General features: G+C 42.9%; 20 protein-coding genes and 1 other RNA gene. All 21 read right to left on the bottom strand.

From position 1 onward, the window contains the following. Positions 1–7 precede the first annotated feature (7 nt). On the bottom strand, positions 8–739 hold the full coding sequence (locus tag EKB01_RS05330) for a type IV secretion system protein (RefSeq protein ID WP_049477740.1): 732 nt from the start codon (positions 737–739) through the stop codon (positions 8–10). A gap of 21 nt (positions 740–760) precedes the next feature. Then, positions 761–985, bottom strand: coding sequence for a hypothetical protein (locus EKB01_RS05325; RefSeq protein WP_000379145.1), 225 nt, complete (start codon positions 983–985; stop codon positions 761–763). A 5-nt stretch (positions 986–990) separates the two neighbouring features. After that, positions 991–1,221: a PC4/YdbC family ssDNA-binding protein gene (locus EKB01_RS05320; protein ID WP_324031325.1), complete on the bottom strand. Its 231-nt coding sequence runs from the start codon at positions 1,219–1,221 to the stop codon at positions 991–993. Positions 1,222–1,319: 98 nt separating this feature from the next. Further along, positions 1,320–1,658, bottom strand: a complete 339-nt coding sequence (locus EKB01_RS05315) for a hypothetical protein (protein ID WP_049477739.1) — start codon at positions 1,656–1,658, stop codon at positions 1,320–1,322. Between the two features lie 286 nt (positions 1,659–1,944). Beyond that, a complete protein-coding gene (locus tag EKB01_RS05310) occupies positions 1,945–2,772 on the bottom strand; it encodes a replication initiator protein A (RefSeq protein ID WP_167265942.1) in 828 nt (275 codons plus the stop codon). A gap of 2 nt (positions 2,773–2,774) precedes the next feature. Continuing rightward, complete coding sequence (locus tag EKB01_RS05305) at positions 2,775–2,936, bottom strand: hypothetical protein (RefSeq protein ID WP_020902600.1); 162 nt, start codon at positions 2,934–2,936, stop codon at positions 2,775–2,777. Positions 2,937–3,052: 116 nt separating this feature from the next. After that, positions 3,053–3,709: a DNA alkylation repair protein gene (locus EKB01_RS05300; RefSeq protein ID WP_109289664.1), complete on the bottom strand. Its 657-nt coding sequence runs from the start codon at positions 3,707–3,709 to the stop codon at positions 3,053–3,055. Then, positions 3,710–4,342: a response regulator transcription factor gene (locus tag EKB01_RS05295; protein ID WP_070800113.1), complete on the bottom strand. Its 633-nt coding sequence runs from the start codon at positions 4,340–4,342 to the stop codon at positions 3,710–3,712. Positions 4,343–4,355: 13 nt separating this feature from the next. Next, positions 4,356–5,351, bottom strand: coding sequence for a sensor histidine kinase (locus EKB01_RS05290; protein WP_109289663.1), 996 nt, complete (start codon positions 5,349–5,351; stop codon positions 4,356–4,358). After that, positions 5,348–6,046 carry a cell wall-active antibiotics response protein LiaF gene (gene liaF, locus EKB01_RS05285; protein ID WP_167265939.1) on the bottom strand — a complete coding sequence of 233 codons (699 nt, stop codon included), beginning with the start codon at positions 6,044–6,046 and terminating at the stop codon, positions 5,348–5,350. The genes EKB01_RS05290 and liaF overlap by 4 nt, the downstream gene beginning before the upstream one ends. A 117-nt stretch (positions 6,047–6,163) precedes the next feature. Continuing rightward, positions 6,164–7,165 carry a type 2 isopentenyl-diphosphate Delta-isomerase gene (gene fni, locus EKB01_RS05280; protein ID WP_167265936.1) on the bottom strand — a complete coding sequence of 334 codons (1,002 nt, stop codon included), beginning with the start codon at positions 7,163–7,165 and terminating at the stop codon, positions 6,164–6,166. Beyond that, positions 7,149–8,156, bottom strand: a complete 1,008-nt coding sequence (locus EKB01_RS05275; protein WP_096421694.1) for a phosphomevalonate kinase — start codon at positions 8,154–8,156, stop codon at positions 7,149–7,151. The genes fni and EKB01_RS05275 overlap by 17 nt, the downstream gene beginning before the upstream one ends. Next, positions 8,143–9,096, bottom strand: a complete 954-nt coding sequence (mvaD, locus tag EKB01_RS05270; protein WP_096421692.1) for a diphosphomevalonate decarboxylase — start codon at positions 9,094–9,096, stop codon at positions 8,143–8,145. Before mvaD ends, EKB01_RS05275 begins: the two co-directional genes overlap by 14 nt. Then, positions 9,078–9,956 (bottom strand): mevalonate kinase, encoded by an 879-nt coding sequence (gene mvk, locus EKB01_RS05265; RefSeq protein ID WP_000163309.1) that lies wholly within the window; start codon positions 9,954–9,956, stop codon positions 9,078–9,080. The genes mvaD and mvk overlap by 19 nt, the downstream gene beginning before the upstream one ends. Before the next feature lie 116 nt (positions 9,957–10,072). Then, positions 10,073–11,068, bottom strand: coding sequence for a choline-binding protein CbpF (gene cbpF / locus EKB01_RS05260; RefSeq protein WP_061588437.1), 996 nt, complete (start codon positions 11,066–11,068; stop codon positions 10,073–10,075). Positions 11,069–11,167: 99 nt separating this feature from the next. Next, positions 11,168–11,857 carry a response regulator transcription factor gene (locus tag EKB01_RS05255; RefSeq protein ID WP_000518035.1) on the bottom strand — a complete coding sequence of 230 codons (690 nt, stop codon included), beginning with the start codon at positions 11,855–11,857 and terminating at the stop codon, positions 11,168–11,170. 11 nt (positions 11,858–11,868) lie between these two features. After that, on the bottom strand, positions 11,869–13,293 hold the full coding sequence (gndA, locus tag EKB01_RS05250) for an NADP-dependent phosphogluconate dehydrogenase (RefSeq protein WP_007518502.1): 1,425 nt from the start codon (positions 13,291–13,293) through the stop codon (positions 11,869–11,871). Between the two features lie 75 nt (positions 13,294–13,368). After that, on the bottom strand, positions 13,369–14,811 hold the full coding sequence (locus tag EKB01_RS05245; protein ID WP_167265933.1) for a cell division site-positioning protein MapZ family protein: 1,443 nt from the start codon (positions 14,809–14,811) through the stop codon (positions 13,369–13,371). Continuing rightward, the gene (locus EKB01_RS05240; protein ID WP_167265930.1) at positions 14,808–15,980 is read right to left on the bottom strand and encodes a class I SAM-dependent RNA methyltransferase; all 1,173 of its coding nucleotides are present in this window, start codon (positions 15,978–15,980) and stop codon (positions 14,808–14,810) included. Before EKB01_RS05240 ends, EKB01_RS05245 begins: the two co-directional genes overlap by 4 nt. A gap of 84 nt (positions 15,981–16,064) precedes the next feature. Continuing rightward, an RNA gene (rnpB, locus tag EKB01_RS05235) (RNase P RNA component class B) lies at positions 16,065–16,446 on the bottom strand. A gap of 22 nt (positions 16,447–16,468) precedes the next feature. After that, positions 16,469–16,795, bottom strand: a complete 327-nt coding sequence (gene gpsB, locus EKB01_RS05230; RefSeq protein ID WP_007520632.1) for a cell division regulator GpsB — start codon at positions 16,793–16,795, stop codon at positions 16,469–16,471. Between the last annotated feature and the right edge of the window lie 2 nt (positions 16,796–16,797).

Below are 16,797 nucleotides of genomic sequence, written 5' to 3'. Positions count from 1 at the left end.
TGCTTTTTTACATGGCATTTAAAAGTGTTTTTGCCAAGCGCTGACTACCGAACAAGGCGACAATATAGACAATACTTTTTGCGATAGATGCAAAAGCAGTCGCCCAATCTCCTGATGATGCTTTAAATAAGTCATCCGTTACCAAAGCTGGGTAAAGTCTGACAATAATGACAAGCAATAACCCTTGTAAGGCGTAAGCTGAAAAGTGTTTTAAGAAGTTGATGGCTACTGGCTTTGTCTGTTCAGACATGAAGAAAGCCACAATTAGCGGAGCGACTGCCTTCAAGAGATACATTTGGAAAAATCTCATAAAGACAAGTAATTTCGCACATACATCAGCTATTAGCTCAGTAAAGTTGCCTACGATATTGACAATCTGTTTGGCTATCCATCCACTTATACCTGAAGTATCCATATCAGACTTAAATGTTTTATTCGGTAACACGCCATCGACAAGAGCAATCCCCCTGTTAAAGACAAATACGATAAAATCAAAGATTTCTGAAATGTTATAAACCAATAGAAATGCAATAGCATATCCAAGGGCTACTTCCATCCAAAGCTGAACCGTTAAGCCACCGCCCTCTTGTCCTAACCGTCTATTCCATGAAAAAACATCAAAGAGAAAGAAGGTTAGAATCAAGATTGAAGCGACTGGCAATAAAGCCCCGTTAATCTTATCAGCGTATTGATTGACTGTTGAACTATACTCAGCTAGAGAATTTGTGATATTATCCATTCACTCTAGCTCCTTTCAGGTTTAGCTGATGGCTTGAAGCGCTGCAATAATGGCTTGGCAGACTGCCGCCCCGATAACACCGATAGCGCCACCATTTATCATGGCATTTGCCCCTTTTTCCTGGCGCATAGAGTCATTGTTGTTACGACCCCCAAAGAAGTCAATAATTCCTGCAAGAACCCATACAAGTCCTGTAATACCAACGACTGCTTGAACAATTTGAAAAACTTTAACTGCTGTATCCATAAGATTTAATCCTCTTTCTTTTTTGTAATTTGTAAATGTTTAATTGCATCTGCAAGGACGACCATTTCGTCCTCAAAAAGTGTGACACCCTTGCCAACTCGTGAATGGTCATCTTTCCATGACCGTATATCATATTTTGGCTCGGCATCATTCCATGAAATAATGTTTAGTTCCTTTTGCCACCCTCTGTCATTCTTTGATAGGACGGCAATCGTCTCAATGATTTTAAAGCGTATAGGCTCATTATTATCTTTTGTTGGTTGACGGTTGGACTGGATTTTCTTTTGTTGGTCTTCAAAACTTTCTTTCCAACCTTTGTCATTTTCCCAATCCGTCATAAATTTCCTCCTGTGCTTCGTTTTCTAGTGCGGTGATAGCCCGTCCCTGTAAGTCTAAGCACGTTGGTCATTCCAAATCGACATCTTCTCGCAACCAAAATTCCATTTCGTTCTATTGTGCGAATTGCGGAAAAAACGTCTTTGTATTCAATCTTTAGATCAACGTACATATGCTTTCCTGCAACATAGGCTTTTCTTGATACTGTGCCATACTTTGGTTTTAACTTCAGTATTTCACCACTATCAAGATAAGCAGAAGCACCACCTTCACGTCCTAATTGTTTTAAGTCTCTGATGCAAACGTCATTGTTTGCAAGGTCTTCAAATTTATTCATTCTTTCTCTCCATTTCGAATAAATTTAGGTTGATTTACACCCATGCTGTATAACTTCCTTTTGGTTATATCTGTATTTCTTGCGCACCGTTTATGGTCAAAACGACAAACCCGCGAAAATGCGAATTGTGACTGAGGCTAGAGTCTAGCTTTACACTCCGCCCCCAATTTTGTATCTCATAGTCACGCTGTATCAGGGCAGAGGGGGTATTCAGTTGTCAAAGAACTTTAAGTAGTTTCATGACTTGCTTAGGTCAAGATTTTCTATTGCTTAAGAAAAGATACTTTTAAATTACTCCTTTTTGGTTCTGTTTTCTTATGTTCTGATTCCATTCTGCGACAATACCATTAAAGACATATTCAGCAACCATTTCAGATGAACGTGCATAGAGCATATTCTCTAAAGCGTATTGGTAGCGGTCATCAAAATGTACCATCGCATAATCAGCGGCTGACTGTGAAAAGTTTTCTTTCAGCAACTGGGCATGAACCAAATTCCAAATATAGTCTCGGTCGTACTTAGTCGCCTTATCAACTTTTCGGGAAAGATTGACTCTATTTTTTCCTTCAGAATTTTGAGGGGCTTTCTCTTCTTCCTCCTCTAAACTAAAATCAGTATCACTAAACTCAGGCTCACTAGAATCAGTATCATTAGGTTCTGAAATTCCGAAGTCTTGAATTCTGTTTTCCAGAGTTCCAGAATTCGGAATTTCAGAATTCTGGAAGTCGGAATTTCCGAATTCCGCTGGTATCAAGGGTTTAGCCACATTTTCAACCTTTAAAGAACCAAGATAAATCAAATTTGGTTTGTTTAAACCTTGGCGAACTTCTTCGAGTAGGTCATATTTTTTCAGCTCTTTTTTCAGCTTAATAACCTTATCTTTTCCGTAACCTAACATCTCTCCAATTTCTTCAACGGTAAAGATGAAATAGATATTTCCATCAGCATCAATCCAGTTGTTTTTTACTGATAGCTCAAATCTATCCTTTAGAATGGCATAAAGCAATTTAGACTCAGCAGACATCTTTTTATAGAGTTCAGACTCAAAAAGCAACTTTGGTACACGGAAGAATCTTTCTCCGTTATTAACCTGTGCAAGTGAGATTCTTTCCATACCTAAACCTCCCTAAATCTAAGGTCACCTTTTGAGTTAAAAGCAATCAATCCAAAAGATTCTAGTTCTTTAATGTTGTCTATTAATTCTTGACGGGTTATCCCTGTCTGTTTCATCAAGAATGAAACAATCAATTCACGTGTTTCTTTTTCTTTTGATGTCATTTGTGACCTCCTGAGAATAAATTGAGAAAAACAAAAGAGAACGCTATTCACGTTCTCTCAATATTATTTATTCAATTCTCCCAATTCAGGACACATACATGCGCTTTTCAATAGTGCTAGAGGTACTTGCTCGCTTCCCTGATACTAAGTTCAGCCATTCTCTTCTTATTTTTTTCAATAAAACGTGCTACCCATTCGGGATTGGTTTTAGAGTAGTCTCTTAGAGCCCAGCCGATGGCTTTGTTGATAAAAAATTCTGTCTGGTCCAGATTGTTGACCAGGATCTTTTCCATCAGTTGAACGTTTGTTTTTTCTTTTCTTAACAACTGGTGGTCAATAGCGACTCGCCTCAACCAGATATTATCTGATAGGCTCCATTTTAAAAGCACTTCTTCAAGCTCCTGATGGTCGGCTACCAAACTTCCTACTACTCGATCTAGGATATCTACCGTGTCCCACCAAGACTTGGTCACGACCAGACGCTCAAGCTTAGGCAAATCATCCTTCGTTAGATAAGACTGCATGGCTTTCAAATAGTTGGCAGCTACATATTGGTATTCTCTAGGCTCCTTTTCCCAGCAGATATCTACAAAATCCCAGTCAATAACTCTTGTTTTTTTCGCTTCTGGAAAATACTTTTTATAGAGGGCATTTCTTTCAGGACCTGCAATACCTAGAAAGGGAAATTGATGGCGCATATAGGCTTCCATAGGCCCTGCTTTTTCAGGGTCTTTTGCTGCTTCTAGCTCCTCAAGTAAATCTGCAAGACTCATCTAAAAGTCCTCCTGCCCGACCAAGTGGTGCTGAAAGGCATAGACCGCCGCCTGAGTGCGATCGCTGACCTCAAGCTTGGCAAGGATGTTGGACACATGGGTCTTGACCGTCTTGAGAGAGATAAAGAGTTCATCTGCAATGCGTTGATTTTCGTAGCCCTTGGCGATGAGTTGAAGTACGTCTCGCTCACGCGCAGTCAGCTCCTCATGAAGCTCCATATGATTACGGTGGTATTCAACCTTCTTGCTGACCTCTTGTTCAATGGCCAGCTCGCCAGCAGCCACCTTACGGACAGCATGGAGCAATTCATCTGCACTTGAAGTCTTAAGCATATAGCCTTTGGCACCAGCATTCAAGACCGGCATGATTTTTTCATTGTCCAAGTAAGAGGTCACAATCAATATCTTGGCTTCAGGCCATTCTTTGAGGATGGCCAAGGTAGCATCAATCCCGTTCATCTCAGGCATGACAATATCCATGACAATGACATCTGGGCGCAGTTCCAAGGCCAAGTCAATACCTTGAGACCCATTGGCAGCCTCGCCCACAACCTCCACATCGTCTTGGAGATCAAAATAGCTCTTCAAGCCCAATCGGACCATTTCATGGTCATCTACCAGTAAAATTTTCATCTCTACTCCTTTATCATTCCTTGTCTAGCAGGGGAATACGGATATCAACCGCCAGTCCTTGCTTAGGTGCTGTCAAAAGTTGAACCGTTCCTGCCATATCTTCAACCCGCTCCTTGATGTTTCGCAGTCCATAACTCAAGTCATCTAAACTTCCTAACTGGAAGCCAATCCCATTGTCCACCACTTTCAGCTGCAATTCAACATCTGTCTGATAGAGATAGACATCCAAACAAGATGCCTGGGCATGGCGGAGGGTATTGCTGATCAATTCCTGTAAAATACGGAAGATATGTTCTTCAATCTTCTTAGGCAATTTAGACACATTTTGCTTGAGGCTTACCTTGAGATCACTCTTGTCCTCAAGCTCTTTTAAGAGGATTTGAATCCCCTCAACCAAACTCTTTTCTTCCAACTCAACAGGTCGCAAATGTAGGAGCAAGACCCGCAAATCTTTCTGGGCTGTTTCAAGGATAGCTGCGACACTTTGCAACTGGGTCTGCATCTTTTCTCTATCCAGCTTCAAAGCCTGTTGACTGACACCTGATAAAATCATATGGGCCGCAAACAACTCCTGACTAACTGTATCGTGCAGGTCACGTGCTATCCGCTTCCGTTCTTTCTCGATGATTGCTTCTTCCTTGACCAGGCTTTGATTTTCAGCCTTTTGAACAGCTTCTGTCAAGAGGTTGAGCTTGCCAGACAAGGACTTAAAACTGGCATCCAAGTCTGGATCTGCAAAGGCAACCACCTCTTTTCCTGCTAGCAGTCGCTTGAGATTAACCTGCATTTTTCTGCGAGAAATTTCTTCCATCACGCGCCAAAAAAGGACAAAAAAGAAGGTCATGGAAAGGCTAAAGACCAAGATCAAGAAGATGAGTTTCTCTGTTTTCTCGATATCCTGTAGCAAATAGGACCAATCCAGTTCAAAAATATCAAGTAGACTATTAGTCAAAAAGAGGATAAAGAGGAAAGAAGTCAGACCGATTAACAGATACGATTGCTTTTTCATCCTCTGACCACCTCCACATCGCCAACCATAGTAGTTAGGAAAATCTTGACGCTCTTGTTACTCTTGAGATAGTCTCTGGTTTCCTGATGATAGTGTTCATTGCGAAGGGCTCGCTTGGGTTGATTGAGGAAAGTTAGATCTCCATAGAGGCAGTTGACACTGAGGCTGATTTCCACATCTACAGGTACGATAATCCTAGTCGTTCCGACCATCTTTCTAAGGATAATGACATTGTCATGATTGGTTAGGATAACTCTTTCTAAATGAATGGTATCCTTGCCCATGAGGCGAAAGAGATTGATATCGCCAAATTGGCAGGTCTGGTGGCTAGAGAAATGATGGAGATTGCCAAACCAAGGATTGCGTTCATTTTTAACCGTTACCACCTCTTCAAAGACCAAGTCGGTCTCCTCTCTTTCTTGATTCATCATCGGATAGAGAAGAAAGAGACTGTATATGACCGCTACAAAGATAGCTAATATCACGAAGGGGTTGAGCATGACGATGAAAAAGAAAAGAATAGTCGCCACAAGGAGGAAAATATTATTGCCTTCTTTCCCTGTATAATAGCGGAGCAAGAGCAAGAAGAGGAATAGAATCAGCAGAAAACGCGAAAAATGCTCTGATACCATCAAAATCAGAGCTCCCGTCAATAGACAGGATTCGATAAATAAAAAGATTTGAAATTTTTTCATAGATGCATCCTCTCCCTACTATTTTATCACAATTCAAAAAAGTCACCTCGGTCTGAGGATGGAAAAAGCGGTTGACAAAGAGATACAAAAAAGGGCGGGATTCTTGTCCCGACCTCTTTAGATCTGATCATTTGCTTCTTTAAGTTTGCCATAAAGAATGTAGTCTACTTTTTGCAGATCCGCTATAGTGGCACAGTTAAGGGCACACATAATCAAGCGTAAATCTGCTTTCCAGCCTTGGACAATGCCAATCACTTCTTCGACTGTGTAGGTTTCAATCAACTCTAGAACGGTACGTGACAGTCCTACAGCCTTGGCACCAAATACCAAGCACTTAATCATATCAAGAGGATTTCGAACCCCTCCGCTAACCAAAAGTTCGACCTTGTCTTTCCATTCTTGAGCATTGAGGAGGGCTTGCATAGTAGACTGGCCCCATTGATTAAGGTAATCACGCTGGCCACTACGACGGTTTTCAATGTAAGCAAAGCTGGTACCACCACGACCTGACAGGTCAACCGTTCGAACACCCAGTTCATAAGCTCTCTCGATGGTCTTCACATCCATTCCAAAGCCCACTTCCTTTAGGACAATAGGAACGGGGATTTGCTTGCTGTAGTCTGCCAGATGCGCTTGCCAGCTTCTGAACTTCCTTTCTCCCTCAGGCATGAGTAATTCCTGCATAACATTGACATGCACTTGCAAAAGAAGAGGATTCATCGCTTGCACAGTCTGAAGTCCTAACTCGACAGGCTTGTCCAATCCAATATTGGTTCCAAGGAGGAGATTTGGATGGCTAGTCTTGACAGAAAAAGAGTCATCTGTAGGATTTTTTAGGGCTGCGCTATAAGATCCCGTCACAAACAAAATCCCACAGGCTTCTGCCACCTGAGCCAGTTTTTGATTGATTTCTTTACCTTTGTCGCTCCCACCTGTCATGGCATTGATATAAAAAGGAAAGTCCCACTTTCGACCTGCAAACTCTGTAGACAAATCAATCTCATCCAGGTCATAAAGAGGCAGGGAAGAATGAATCAACTCCACCTCATCAAAGCTATTATAGGAACTTTTCTGCTCAAGGGCATAGCGGATATGCTCGTCCTTACGATTTGTCGTCATGTCCTATCCTTTCTTGGTATAAGAGCTCAATCCCCAGATTGGCCCAACGGTTTTTTAAGGTTTCAGTTGATTGATCATCAAAACTCAAGGCAATCCCACAGTCACCACCACCAGCGCCACTACTCTTGGCAACAGCCTGCAAATCTTGACTGGCTTCTTTCAACTGTCTCAACGAAGGTGTGTAAATATCTGGGCTCAAACCTTCTAAAAGCTGACTGGCTGTTTCCAGCTGCTCAATAATTTTTTCTGCATTCCCATGCTCCAGGGCTTCTACCAAAGCAGATACCGTTGCTTTTGAGGAACTTAAAAAATTCTGGTCTATGTTTTGCTTGATTTGCTGAACCATTTGGCTCGATACGGCTACTTCCTTGGTCCATCCCACTAGGAAATCACATTCTAGGGCTGGTTTCACTTGTGAGATGGAAAAGCCCCAGTCACGCTCCAAAACTGTCTCCAAACTTTCTTCTTCCAACCAAGCAGCTATCTTCTTTCGATCAAAAGACTGGTAGAGAACTAAATCCTCTGCCACAATACAGGCAAGGTCTCCCATAGAACCATTGTCACCTCGCTTGAGCAAGACCGCGCTAGCCAGCTTGAACAAGAAATCCTGATCAACCGTAATATCATACAGAGCCAGCAGGGCCTTGATCACCAAGACAACGACGCTACCACTAGAACCCAGACCAAACTTTTTGCCTTCGCGTTCCATTTTTCCACGGATTTCCAAGAAAAAAGGTCGCAAGGCTTGCCCACGATAAACGAGGAAATCTTCCACTAGAGCAATCGTTTCTTGAATCAAGCTGTAGTCAGGATTTGGCGTCAAGTCCACTGCAAAATCAAACAGATCTGAATAGATACGGTAGCTATCAGAAAAGGCAATCTCTCCCCTCATATAGATAGGTATCGCCTTTATCAAGGCCAACTGTCCTGGCTCTAAAATAGCATATTCACCTGCCCAGTATAGTTTTCCGCAAGTTTTAACAGCAATCATCTTGGCTCAAATCCTTTGTTTTTGACACAATCAAGCGGTAACGTTGACCGAAAATTTCTGATAAATGCTCCAAGTCTTTCTCCTGACAGAGGACTTTGACATTGGGACCGGCGTCCATGGTAAAGTAGCAGGCTTCCCCTTGCTCACGAAGTTGGCGGACAAAGTCCATGGCTTCATAGGACGCATCCGTCAGATATGAAAAGGTTGGCGATGCTGTTTTCGTCGTAGCGTGCATAGCAAGGGCATTCCTCTCCGTTAATTCCCCAACCTTGGCAAAATCATTCTCTTTGAGATAGACCAGCATATCCTGATAATCCTTCTCAGACTGACGAACCCAATCATCAAAGGTCGTCGAGGTTTCCACACAAAGTTTCATTCCATCACGGCTAGAAATTGGTTTTTTCTTATCCTCTAACACCAACATAATCATAGCTAGTTTCAGGTCTGTATCAACAGAGTAAATTTCCCCACTATCCTTATCCCAGGCACCTAGTGGTCCATAAAAGCTCCGAGAGGAAGAACCTGAGGCAAACTTAGCTTCCTGCGCCAACTGACTCTGATTCAAACCAAGCTGGAAATAAGCATTACAGGCCTTGACCAAGGCGGACAAACCACTGGAACTTGAGGACAAGCCCGCTGCGGTAGGCATGTTGTTTTGGGTATCAATACGGACAAAGCCCTCACCTTCTGGGCGGTAACGGTCAATGATTTTGCTCATTTTGGCATGCTCATCCTCACTCTGAAGTTGACCATTGATATAAAAGGCATCAGCAGTCGCATCCGTCGGTAAAGGCGACAAAGTCGTCTCTGTGTACATATTTTCCAAAGTCAAAGAGATACTGCTAGTAGCAGGAACCATCTCTTTTTCTTTTTTCTTTCCCCAATATTTGACAATGGCAATATTTGCGTAGGAACGTACTGTTACAGGCTTTCGATCCATGTCTGAACAGCTCCTTTCTCTTCTAATCTTTCTGCTAGTTCTTGAGCTTGAGTCAAATTGGTTGCCAAGGCTATGATACAGCCTCCTAGCCCACCACCACTCATCTTGGCACCTAGAGCACCCTGGCTCAGAGCCGTTTCAACGAGGGAGTCTGCCTCAGGGCTACTAACACCAATTTCTTTTAAATGTAAATGCGCTTGACTGAAGATTTGTCCCAGTCCCTCAGCATCTTTTCGTCTAATTGCCTCTTCTGCCTGCTGGGTCAATTCTCCCAGGGCATGCAAAAACGGCAGAGCATCCTTCCCCTTGCTTTGAACCACTTGGATGGCTTCACGAGTGTGACCATACACACCTGTATCTGCAATCACCAAATAGGCAGATAGGTTCATCTCAAGTTCTGTAAAACCAACATTCTTGATAAAGCGAATGGGCTGGTCACTGAGACAGGTCTTAGCATCCAAACCGCTTGGATTCATATGGGCAATCATCTCAGCCCGATTGACCAAGATTTCTAGTACATCATGAGGCAGGTCGGCTTGATAGTAGTCAAAAACAGCTCGAATGGCTGCTATGCTGATAGCCGCTGACGAACCCATTCCCCGTTTTTCAGGGATAGCCGAGTCAATCACACATCGAATGCAGGCTTCTTTGATATCCAAATACTCCAGCGAAGCATAAACCGCCATGGACAAGGTATCCTCCTCATAGAGACGCCACGGACTTTCAGCAGGGACCACCTTACATGTCACCTCCACCTCTAAGAGAGGCAGGGAAATGGCAGGATAGCCGTATACGACCGCATGCTCCCCTATTAAAATAATCTTACTATGTGCCTGACCGACACCAACTTTTTTTGTCATGTTTTCCTTTAACCAGACGAAAAGACCGTCTCATTTCATACAGTAGTATTTCTCCTATCTATTTTATTATATTTTCACAAAAAAAGCGATTGTTTCCTTCACAATCGCCTCTTTCATTATTGAACCCACTCGCCATTATAGTTGACCGAATAGCCTTCTACGGTCGTATTCACTGCTAAAGCACCTGAGCTGTAAGCGTAGTACCATTTGCCATTGACCTGGAACCAGCCTGTCTTCATATCTCCATTACTTGCATGTAAGTAGTACCAAATCGAGCCTTCCTGATACCAGCCAGTTGCCATAGATCCTGATGAACGGAGATAGTACCACTTGTTCCCAAGGTATTGCCAGCCCGTTTTCATATCGCCATTTGGCTCGTCTAAATAATACCAAGTGGAGCCTTCCTGGTACCAACCAGTTGCCATAGATCCTGATGAACGGAGATAGTACCACTTATTGCCAAGTTGTTGCCACCCAGTTTGCATTGCAGCAGTTGTTGGATCGAGATAGTACCAAGTTGAGTTATCATTGATCCAACCACGTACTGGCTCCCCAACCATTAAACTGTCGATACGAGCATCGAAGCTACCATCCTCCTGTAAATAATACCAATGCCCTCCGTCAGAAATCCAACCAGTTTTTAAAGTGTGATAGCTACGCTGATCTTCAAAATAATAGACTCGTTTCTCTGCTGGACTATCATATTGTTCCCCATGATGTTTGTTGGTATTTGTAGCAGTTTTTGCTTCTAAAACTTGCTTACCAACAAATTCTTGTAATACCCCATCTTGACCAAAGTAAAACCAATCTGGTCTAAAAGCAATATCTTGCCTTAGAGAAGAACCAATCGTAACCCCTTTGTGTGGAGCAGGTATATATTGCCAGCCGACAACCATTTCTCCAGATAAAGGATCAAAATAATAGTACTTCCCATCAATCACTCGCCAGTAGGTTTCTTTGAGTTCTCCCTTCTTGTAGTAGGTTCTACCATTTTCTTGGACAAATTGCCAGCCTTCTGAATCAGTATCATCCGCAAAGACGGTGCTTGTCGCTAACAAAGCAAATAAAGAAACTGTCAGTCCAACTTGCATCATTATTTTAAATTTTTTCATTCGATCTTTCCTCCATAACTGATTGTAGCAAAGACCCGACTGTATGTCAATATATAGAAATTCCTCAAAAAAAGCAGTTACACAACTGCAACTGCTTTTCTATTCTTGCATGGTGTACCCAACACCACGCACGGTTTTAATGTAGCTTTTTTGTCCTTTTACATCAAGCTTGCTACGTAGATAACGGATATAAACATCCACAATATTGGTTTCTGTCGCACTTTCGTACTTCCAAACACTTTCCAATAACTGCTCACGAGTCAAGACCTTCTTGCTTCCCATGAGAGTGGCCAAAAGGTCATACTCACGGCGCGTCAGAGCAATCATCTCCTCGCCACGATAAACGGTATGATGTTCTACATCCATACGCAAATTGCGGTAAGACGTTGGGACCTTCATCTGGCTACAGTGTTGGTCGATAAAGTCCCGACCTCGGAAAATCGCTGAAATACGAGCCACCAGCTGATCAATAATCACTGGCTTGTAGATGTAAGAAACGGCGAAGCGCTGGATTGTCTCAATCTGGTCTTGCAATTCTTCGCGATGGTCCAAGACCATGATCACTGAGGCTGGTTTTGTTCGACTCAGCCTCTCTGCAAAATCCTGGGCCGTCATATCCCCCAGACGAGCATTCAGTAAAATCAAGTCATAATCTGTCTGGAGAGCCATGGAGAGGGCTTTTTGCCCCTCCTCGACCCGATCAACACGGTATTGCTCTTTTTGGAGTTCCAGACTGAGAAAATGAGCGAGATTTCGTTCTTTCTCAAGTAATAAAATCCGTTTCCCCATGGCAGACCTACTTATTTTTCGTCATACCAAGAGTAGTGGAAGATTCCTTCTTTGTCTTTACGTTGGTAAGTGTGGGCACCAAAGTAGTCACGTTGTGCTTGGATTAAGTTAGCAGGAAGGTCTGCTGAACGATAGCTATCAAAGTAAGTAATAGCTGCTGAGAAGGTTGGCACTGGTACACCAGCTTGAACAGCAAGAGCTACGATATCACGCACTGCTTGTTGGTACTTAGCAGTAACATCCAAGAAGTACTCATCCAAAAGAAGGTTTGCAAGGTCTGCATCACGGTTATAGGCATCTGTAATCTTTTGCAAGAAACGAGAACGGATGATACAGCCATCACGCCAGATAGATGCAATGTCCGCAAATGGCAAGTTCCAGTTATTTTCTTTAGAAGCCACACGTAATTGGGCAAAACCTTGTGCGTATGAGATGATTTTTGAGAAGTAAAGGGCTTGACGGATCTTTTCGATCAACTCAGCCTTGTCACCTTCAAATTTGAAGGCAGCTGGTTTTGGAAGGACCTTGCTAGCATGCACACGCTCTTCTTTGTATGTAGAGATGTAGCGAGCAAATACTGACTCAGTGATGAGTGACAATGGCACACCAAGGTCAAGAGCTGATTGGCTAGTCCATTTACCAGTTCCCTTGTTTCCTGCAGCATCCAGGATGTAGTCTACGATTGGTCCATCTTGACCTTCATCGTCTTTACGGCTCAAGATATCAGCTGTGATTTCGATCAAGTAGCTGTCCAATTCACCCTTGTTCCACTCAGTAAAGATTTCAGCCATGTCTTCTGCAGAAAGGCCAAGCAAGTGTTGCATGAGGTCATAGCTTTCTGCGATCAATTGCATGTCACCATACTCGATACCGTTGTGGACCATTTTCACATAGTGACCAGCTCCATCAGGACCGATGTAAGTCACACATGGTTTGCCATCTTCTGGTGCTTTAGCTGAAATTTCTTCGAGAACATCAGCAACCAATTCGTAGGCTTCTTTTTGTCCACCAGGCATGATAGAAGGACCTTCAAGGGCACCTTTTTCACCACCAGAGACACCTGTACCGATGAAGTTGATACCTGAGTTTGCCAACTCTTCATTACGACGGATGGTATCTTTGTAGAAAGTGTTTCCTCCGTCAATCAAGATATCACCCTTGTCAAGGTGGGGAAGAAGGGCTTGGATAGTTGCGTCTGTACCAGGTCCTGCTTGAACCATGAGCATGATACGACGAGGTTTTTCGATTGAGTTTACAAAGCTTTCCACGTCATAGCTTGGCACAAAGTTCTTTTCAGGATGGCAAGCAATTACATCTTCTGTTTTTTCTTTACTACGGTTGTAAATGGCAACTGTATAACCACGAGATTCGATATTTAGGGCAAGGTTACGACCCATTACGGCCATACCTACGACACCAAAGTTAGCTTTTGTCATGTGACACTCCTCTTATTTAATTTGTTTTATTTTATCATTTTTACCTATGAAAGGAAAGAATTTTGTAACGGACTCCTAATAGTCCAAGTCATCTGCATGGCCAGAACCATTCCCTACAAAGTAACCAGTCTTACAGTTGAGGGTGAAGAGGTAGGTTCCATCTGGTTTGTAGAGGTTGTAATAGCCGTTTCCGTTTACAATATTGACACGTTCGAGAATGTATTTGTTGCCAGTGATATAGCCACGAGCACGTGAGGTTGCTAGGATTTGTTCCAATACACCATCTGCAAACGTCCAAGCAGGGTTATTGCTATCGTCTACAGCTGATTGGTTGTAGGGTACACGACTAGCACTTCTTTGAAGATTAACCCCATCGCCAGATAAACCACCATTTGTATCTCTAGCCGGTGCCGTGGTACTTGTTGAAGGCGTCGTACTGCTTGCACTGCTTTCTGTAGCTGAACTTGAGCTTGCTTGACTCGTGCTAGAACTTGAGCTGGAAGCACTGGTTTGTTGACTCTTACCAAGACTAATCGCCTGATCTAACAGTTTATCAAGCTCTGTATTTCCCGTTTTAACTTCCGTGAACTTAGCATCCGCCTTGGCTTTAGCATTGGTATTCAAGACACCATCAGTAATAGCTGGACTTTCAAAGAGGGCGTTGACATCTTGAATGGCCTTGATTTGAGTTGCTAGGCTATCGTATTTTGACTTAGCTAGTGTATAATCACGGCTACCTTCTAACTTATCCAGTAAGGTTTTTAACTGGCTCAACTTATCGAACTGGCTATTTTTTAAAGCAGTCTTATTGGCATCTGTATAGAAGGAATCATAAAGCGTATTGAACTCTTGCAAGTCGGTTTGCGATTCTTGATTTCCTGAAGATGATTGAGAAGACTGAATTTCTTGGTTCGAACGAGATACCTGACGGTAGACATAATACGTCCCAGCAAGAACAAGAATCGCAGCTACCACAGAAACGATGGTAATCACACGTTTCTTTTTAGAGCCTGTTTCAGGTTCCGTCTGTACTGATCGTGATAGGGAAGTATAGGTTTCTTCTTGTTCCTCATTTTCCTCATTCATTTCCTTGGATGCTGTTTCTGTTAAAACGAGAGGCTCTATTTCAGTACTTTCCTCATCTTGAAGTGGTGGAACAAACTGAGTAGTTTCTTCATTGTCTATCTCTTCACTAGATTCCTCGGAAACCAGGTCTGAATCGTCTACCTCTCCAGAAAGTTCACTTGTTTCACGAACTTCTTGGATCAATTCCTCTAAGTTTTGAGTGGAAGCCAACTCTTCTTTTTCAAACTGACGAGTTTCAAACTTATCTGCCTCGATCTCTTCGCGGTGCTGTTTGATGTATTTGTCCAAGATGTTGTCTTCAGGCAATACTCCAGCCTCAACCTCCTCATTCTTACGAATTGCTTGACCAACAGTCAAATCTTTTGCTTCGTCAAAGTCGAATTGTGGCTCTTGCTGTTCTTTTTTATGACGATCATGTCTTTTCTTGCTCATGAGTTTACCTTTCTATTTACCTCTTGGCGTTTCACACGCTGACCAAAGTATTGATACAAATCCACTTTTAAGGTCCCGTTATAAAGTTTTCGTTTTTTATCTGCTGGACTTCCGTACTTACTTTCAAAAGCTTCGTCACTGGTCAGGATAAACTTACTCCAGGTTTTCAGTGGTGCAAAGACCTGTCCCATCTCAGCATAAAGTTTCGTAACTCCTGCATCATCAGACAAACGCTCACCATATGGCGGATTGGAAATGATGACTCCATTTACCTTGTCCGAGCGCAAGTCTTGTACCCGCATTTGTTTAAAGGTGATATCACCTGCCACACCTGCTGCTTGGGCATTTGCCTTGGCAATTTCAACCATACGAGCGTCTATATCACAGCCCATGATATCCAGCTCTATCTCACGATTGATTTTCTTAGCAGCATCCGTACGCACCTCTTGGATTAACCGATCGCTGACCCAGTTCCATTCCTCAAAAGCAAAAGAACGGCGAAGACCCGGTGCCATCTTTCTGGCAATCATAGCCGCCTCGATACAGAAAGTTCCTGAACCACAGGTTGGATCAATCAAGGGCTTATCTGGATACCAGTTGGAAAGTTGCAAAATGGCCGCTGCCATATTTTCCTTGATAGGCGCTCCACCTTTTTCCGTACGATAACCACGTTTAAAGAGGCTAGAACCTGTCGTATCAATCATAACAGTTGCTACATCCTTAAGGATGGACACCTCAATCTTAAACTCAGGACCAGTTTCCATCAAGGGAACCCCTTCTGGGCGGGCATAGTGTTTCTGTAATTTCTTCACAACAGCTTTCTTAGAAATAGCCTGAACACTGGGCTCGTTATGAAGTTTAGACTTAACACATTTGGCTTTGGAAATCGGGAAACGCGCCCCAAGCGGGAGATAGTTTTCCCAATCTAGGGCAAAAACACCTTGAAAAAGCTCTTCAAAGGTCTTAGCTGGAAAACTTCCGACCACAATCTTGATGCGATCCGCTGCACGAAGCCAAAGATTGGTCTCAATGATTGCCTTCACATCACCGTGGAAACGAACACGGCCGTTTTCAACCTGGCAATCATAACCCAGATCTCGTACCTCTCGTCCAACGACAGCCTCGAGACCCGCTGCAGCAGTTGCGATTAAATTAAATTTTTCTTTCATTTTACAGTCTTGCAAGACCTTTCTTTTGTTCACTTTAAAAAATGAGGTTGAGAAAGATTTCTCAGCCCCAACCTATATGCAATTTTCTATAAGCCATGTTTTGTTCCAGAAGTGACTAGGACCACTTCCTTCGATAATCATCTGTCTACCACTAACAGCATAAATCTGCTAGTAGTCAGAGTACTACGTTCGTTTCCGTGCACTCCATGCCCCGACCAAAATTTGGGTTGCTAGCTTGAGGGGTTTACCGCGTTCCACTCTCTCCGTTTCCAGAAAGACTCCGTCACTGTGGCACTTTCAAGCCTATTCTGACCTATCCGAAGACTTAGCCATTTCGACTGCCGTAACGATCTCTCGTCCCTAGGCTTATGGTTTCGCCTAGCACAAACACTACAGGCATCACAGCCTGTGCTAGCATGGACTTTCCTCATGAAAAGAGATTCTCTTCACGCGATTATCCAAAAATTGCACTCATCCCTTACTCAATATCAATCTTGATTGTCTAAGACTTGCTTACCAAATACTTCTTTTTCGAGACGATTTAAGCGTTTCAAAATATCAAAATTTGTCATCGAGGTAGAAGCGGCAACTTCGATAGAATCAGGCTGAGTTGGAGCCGCCTGTGGTTTACGAGACAACTCCTCCTTCAAATCGGCAATTTCTTGGCGAAGGGATTTAACCAAAGCCGCGTAGGTTTCATAATCCTTAATCACATCATCTAGGAATTCATCCACCTCTGCTCTGCTATATCCACGTACTTCGCGTCCAAACTCTTGTTCAAAAATATCTTTTGCTGAAAATATAATACTTGCCATGT

It is taken from the genome of Streptococcus sp. CCUG 71758, assembly GCF_011714815.1.
GTDB classification, from domain to species: domain Bacteria; phylum Bacillota; class Bacilli; order Lactobacillales; family Streptococcaceae; genus Streptococcus; species Streptococcus halitosis.
This window is presented reverse-complemented; position numbering and strand designations above follow the sequence as displayed.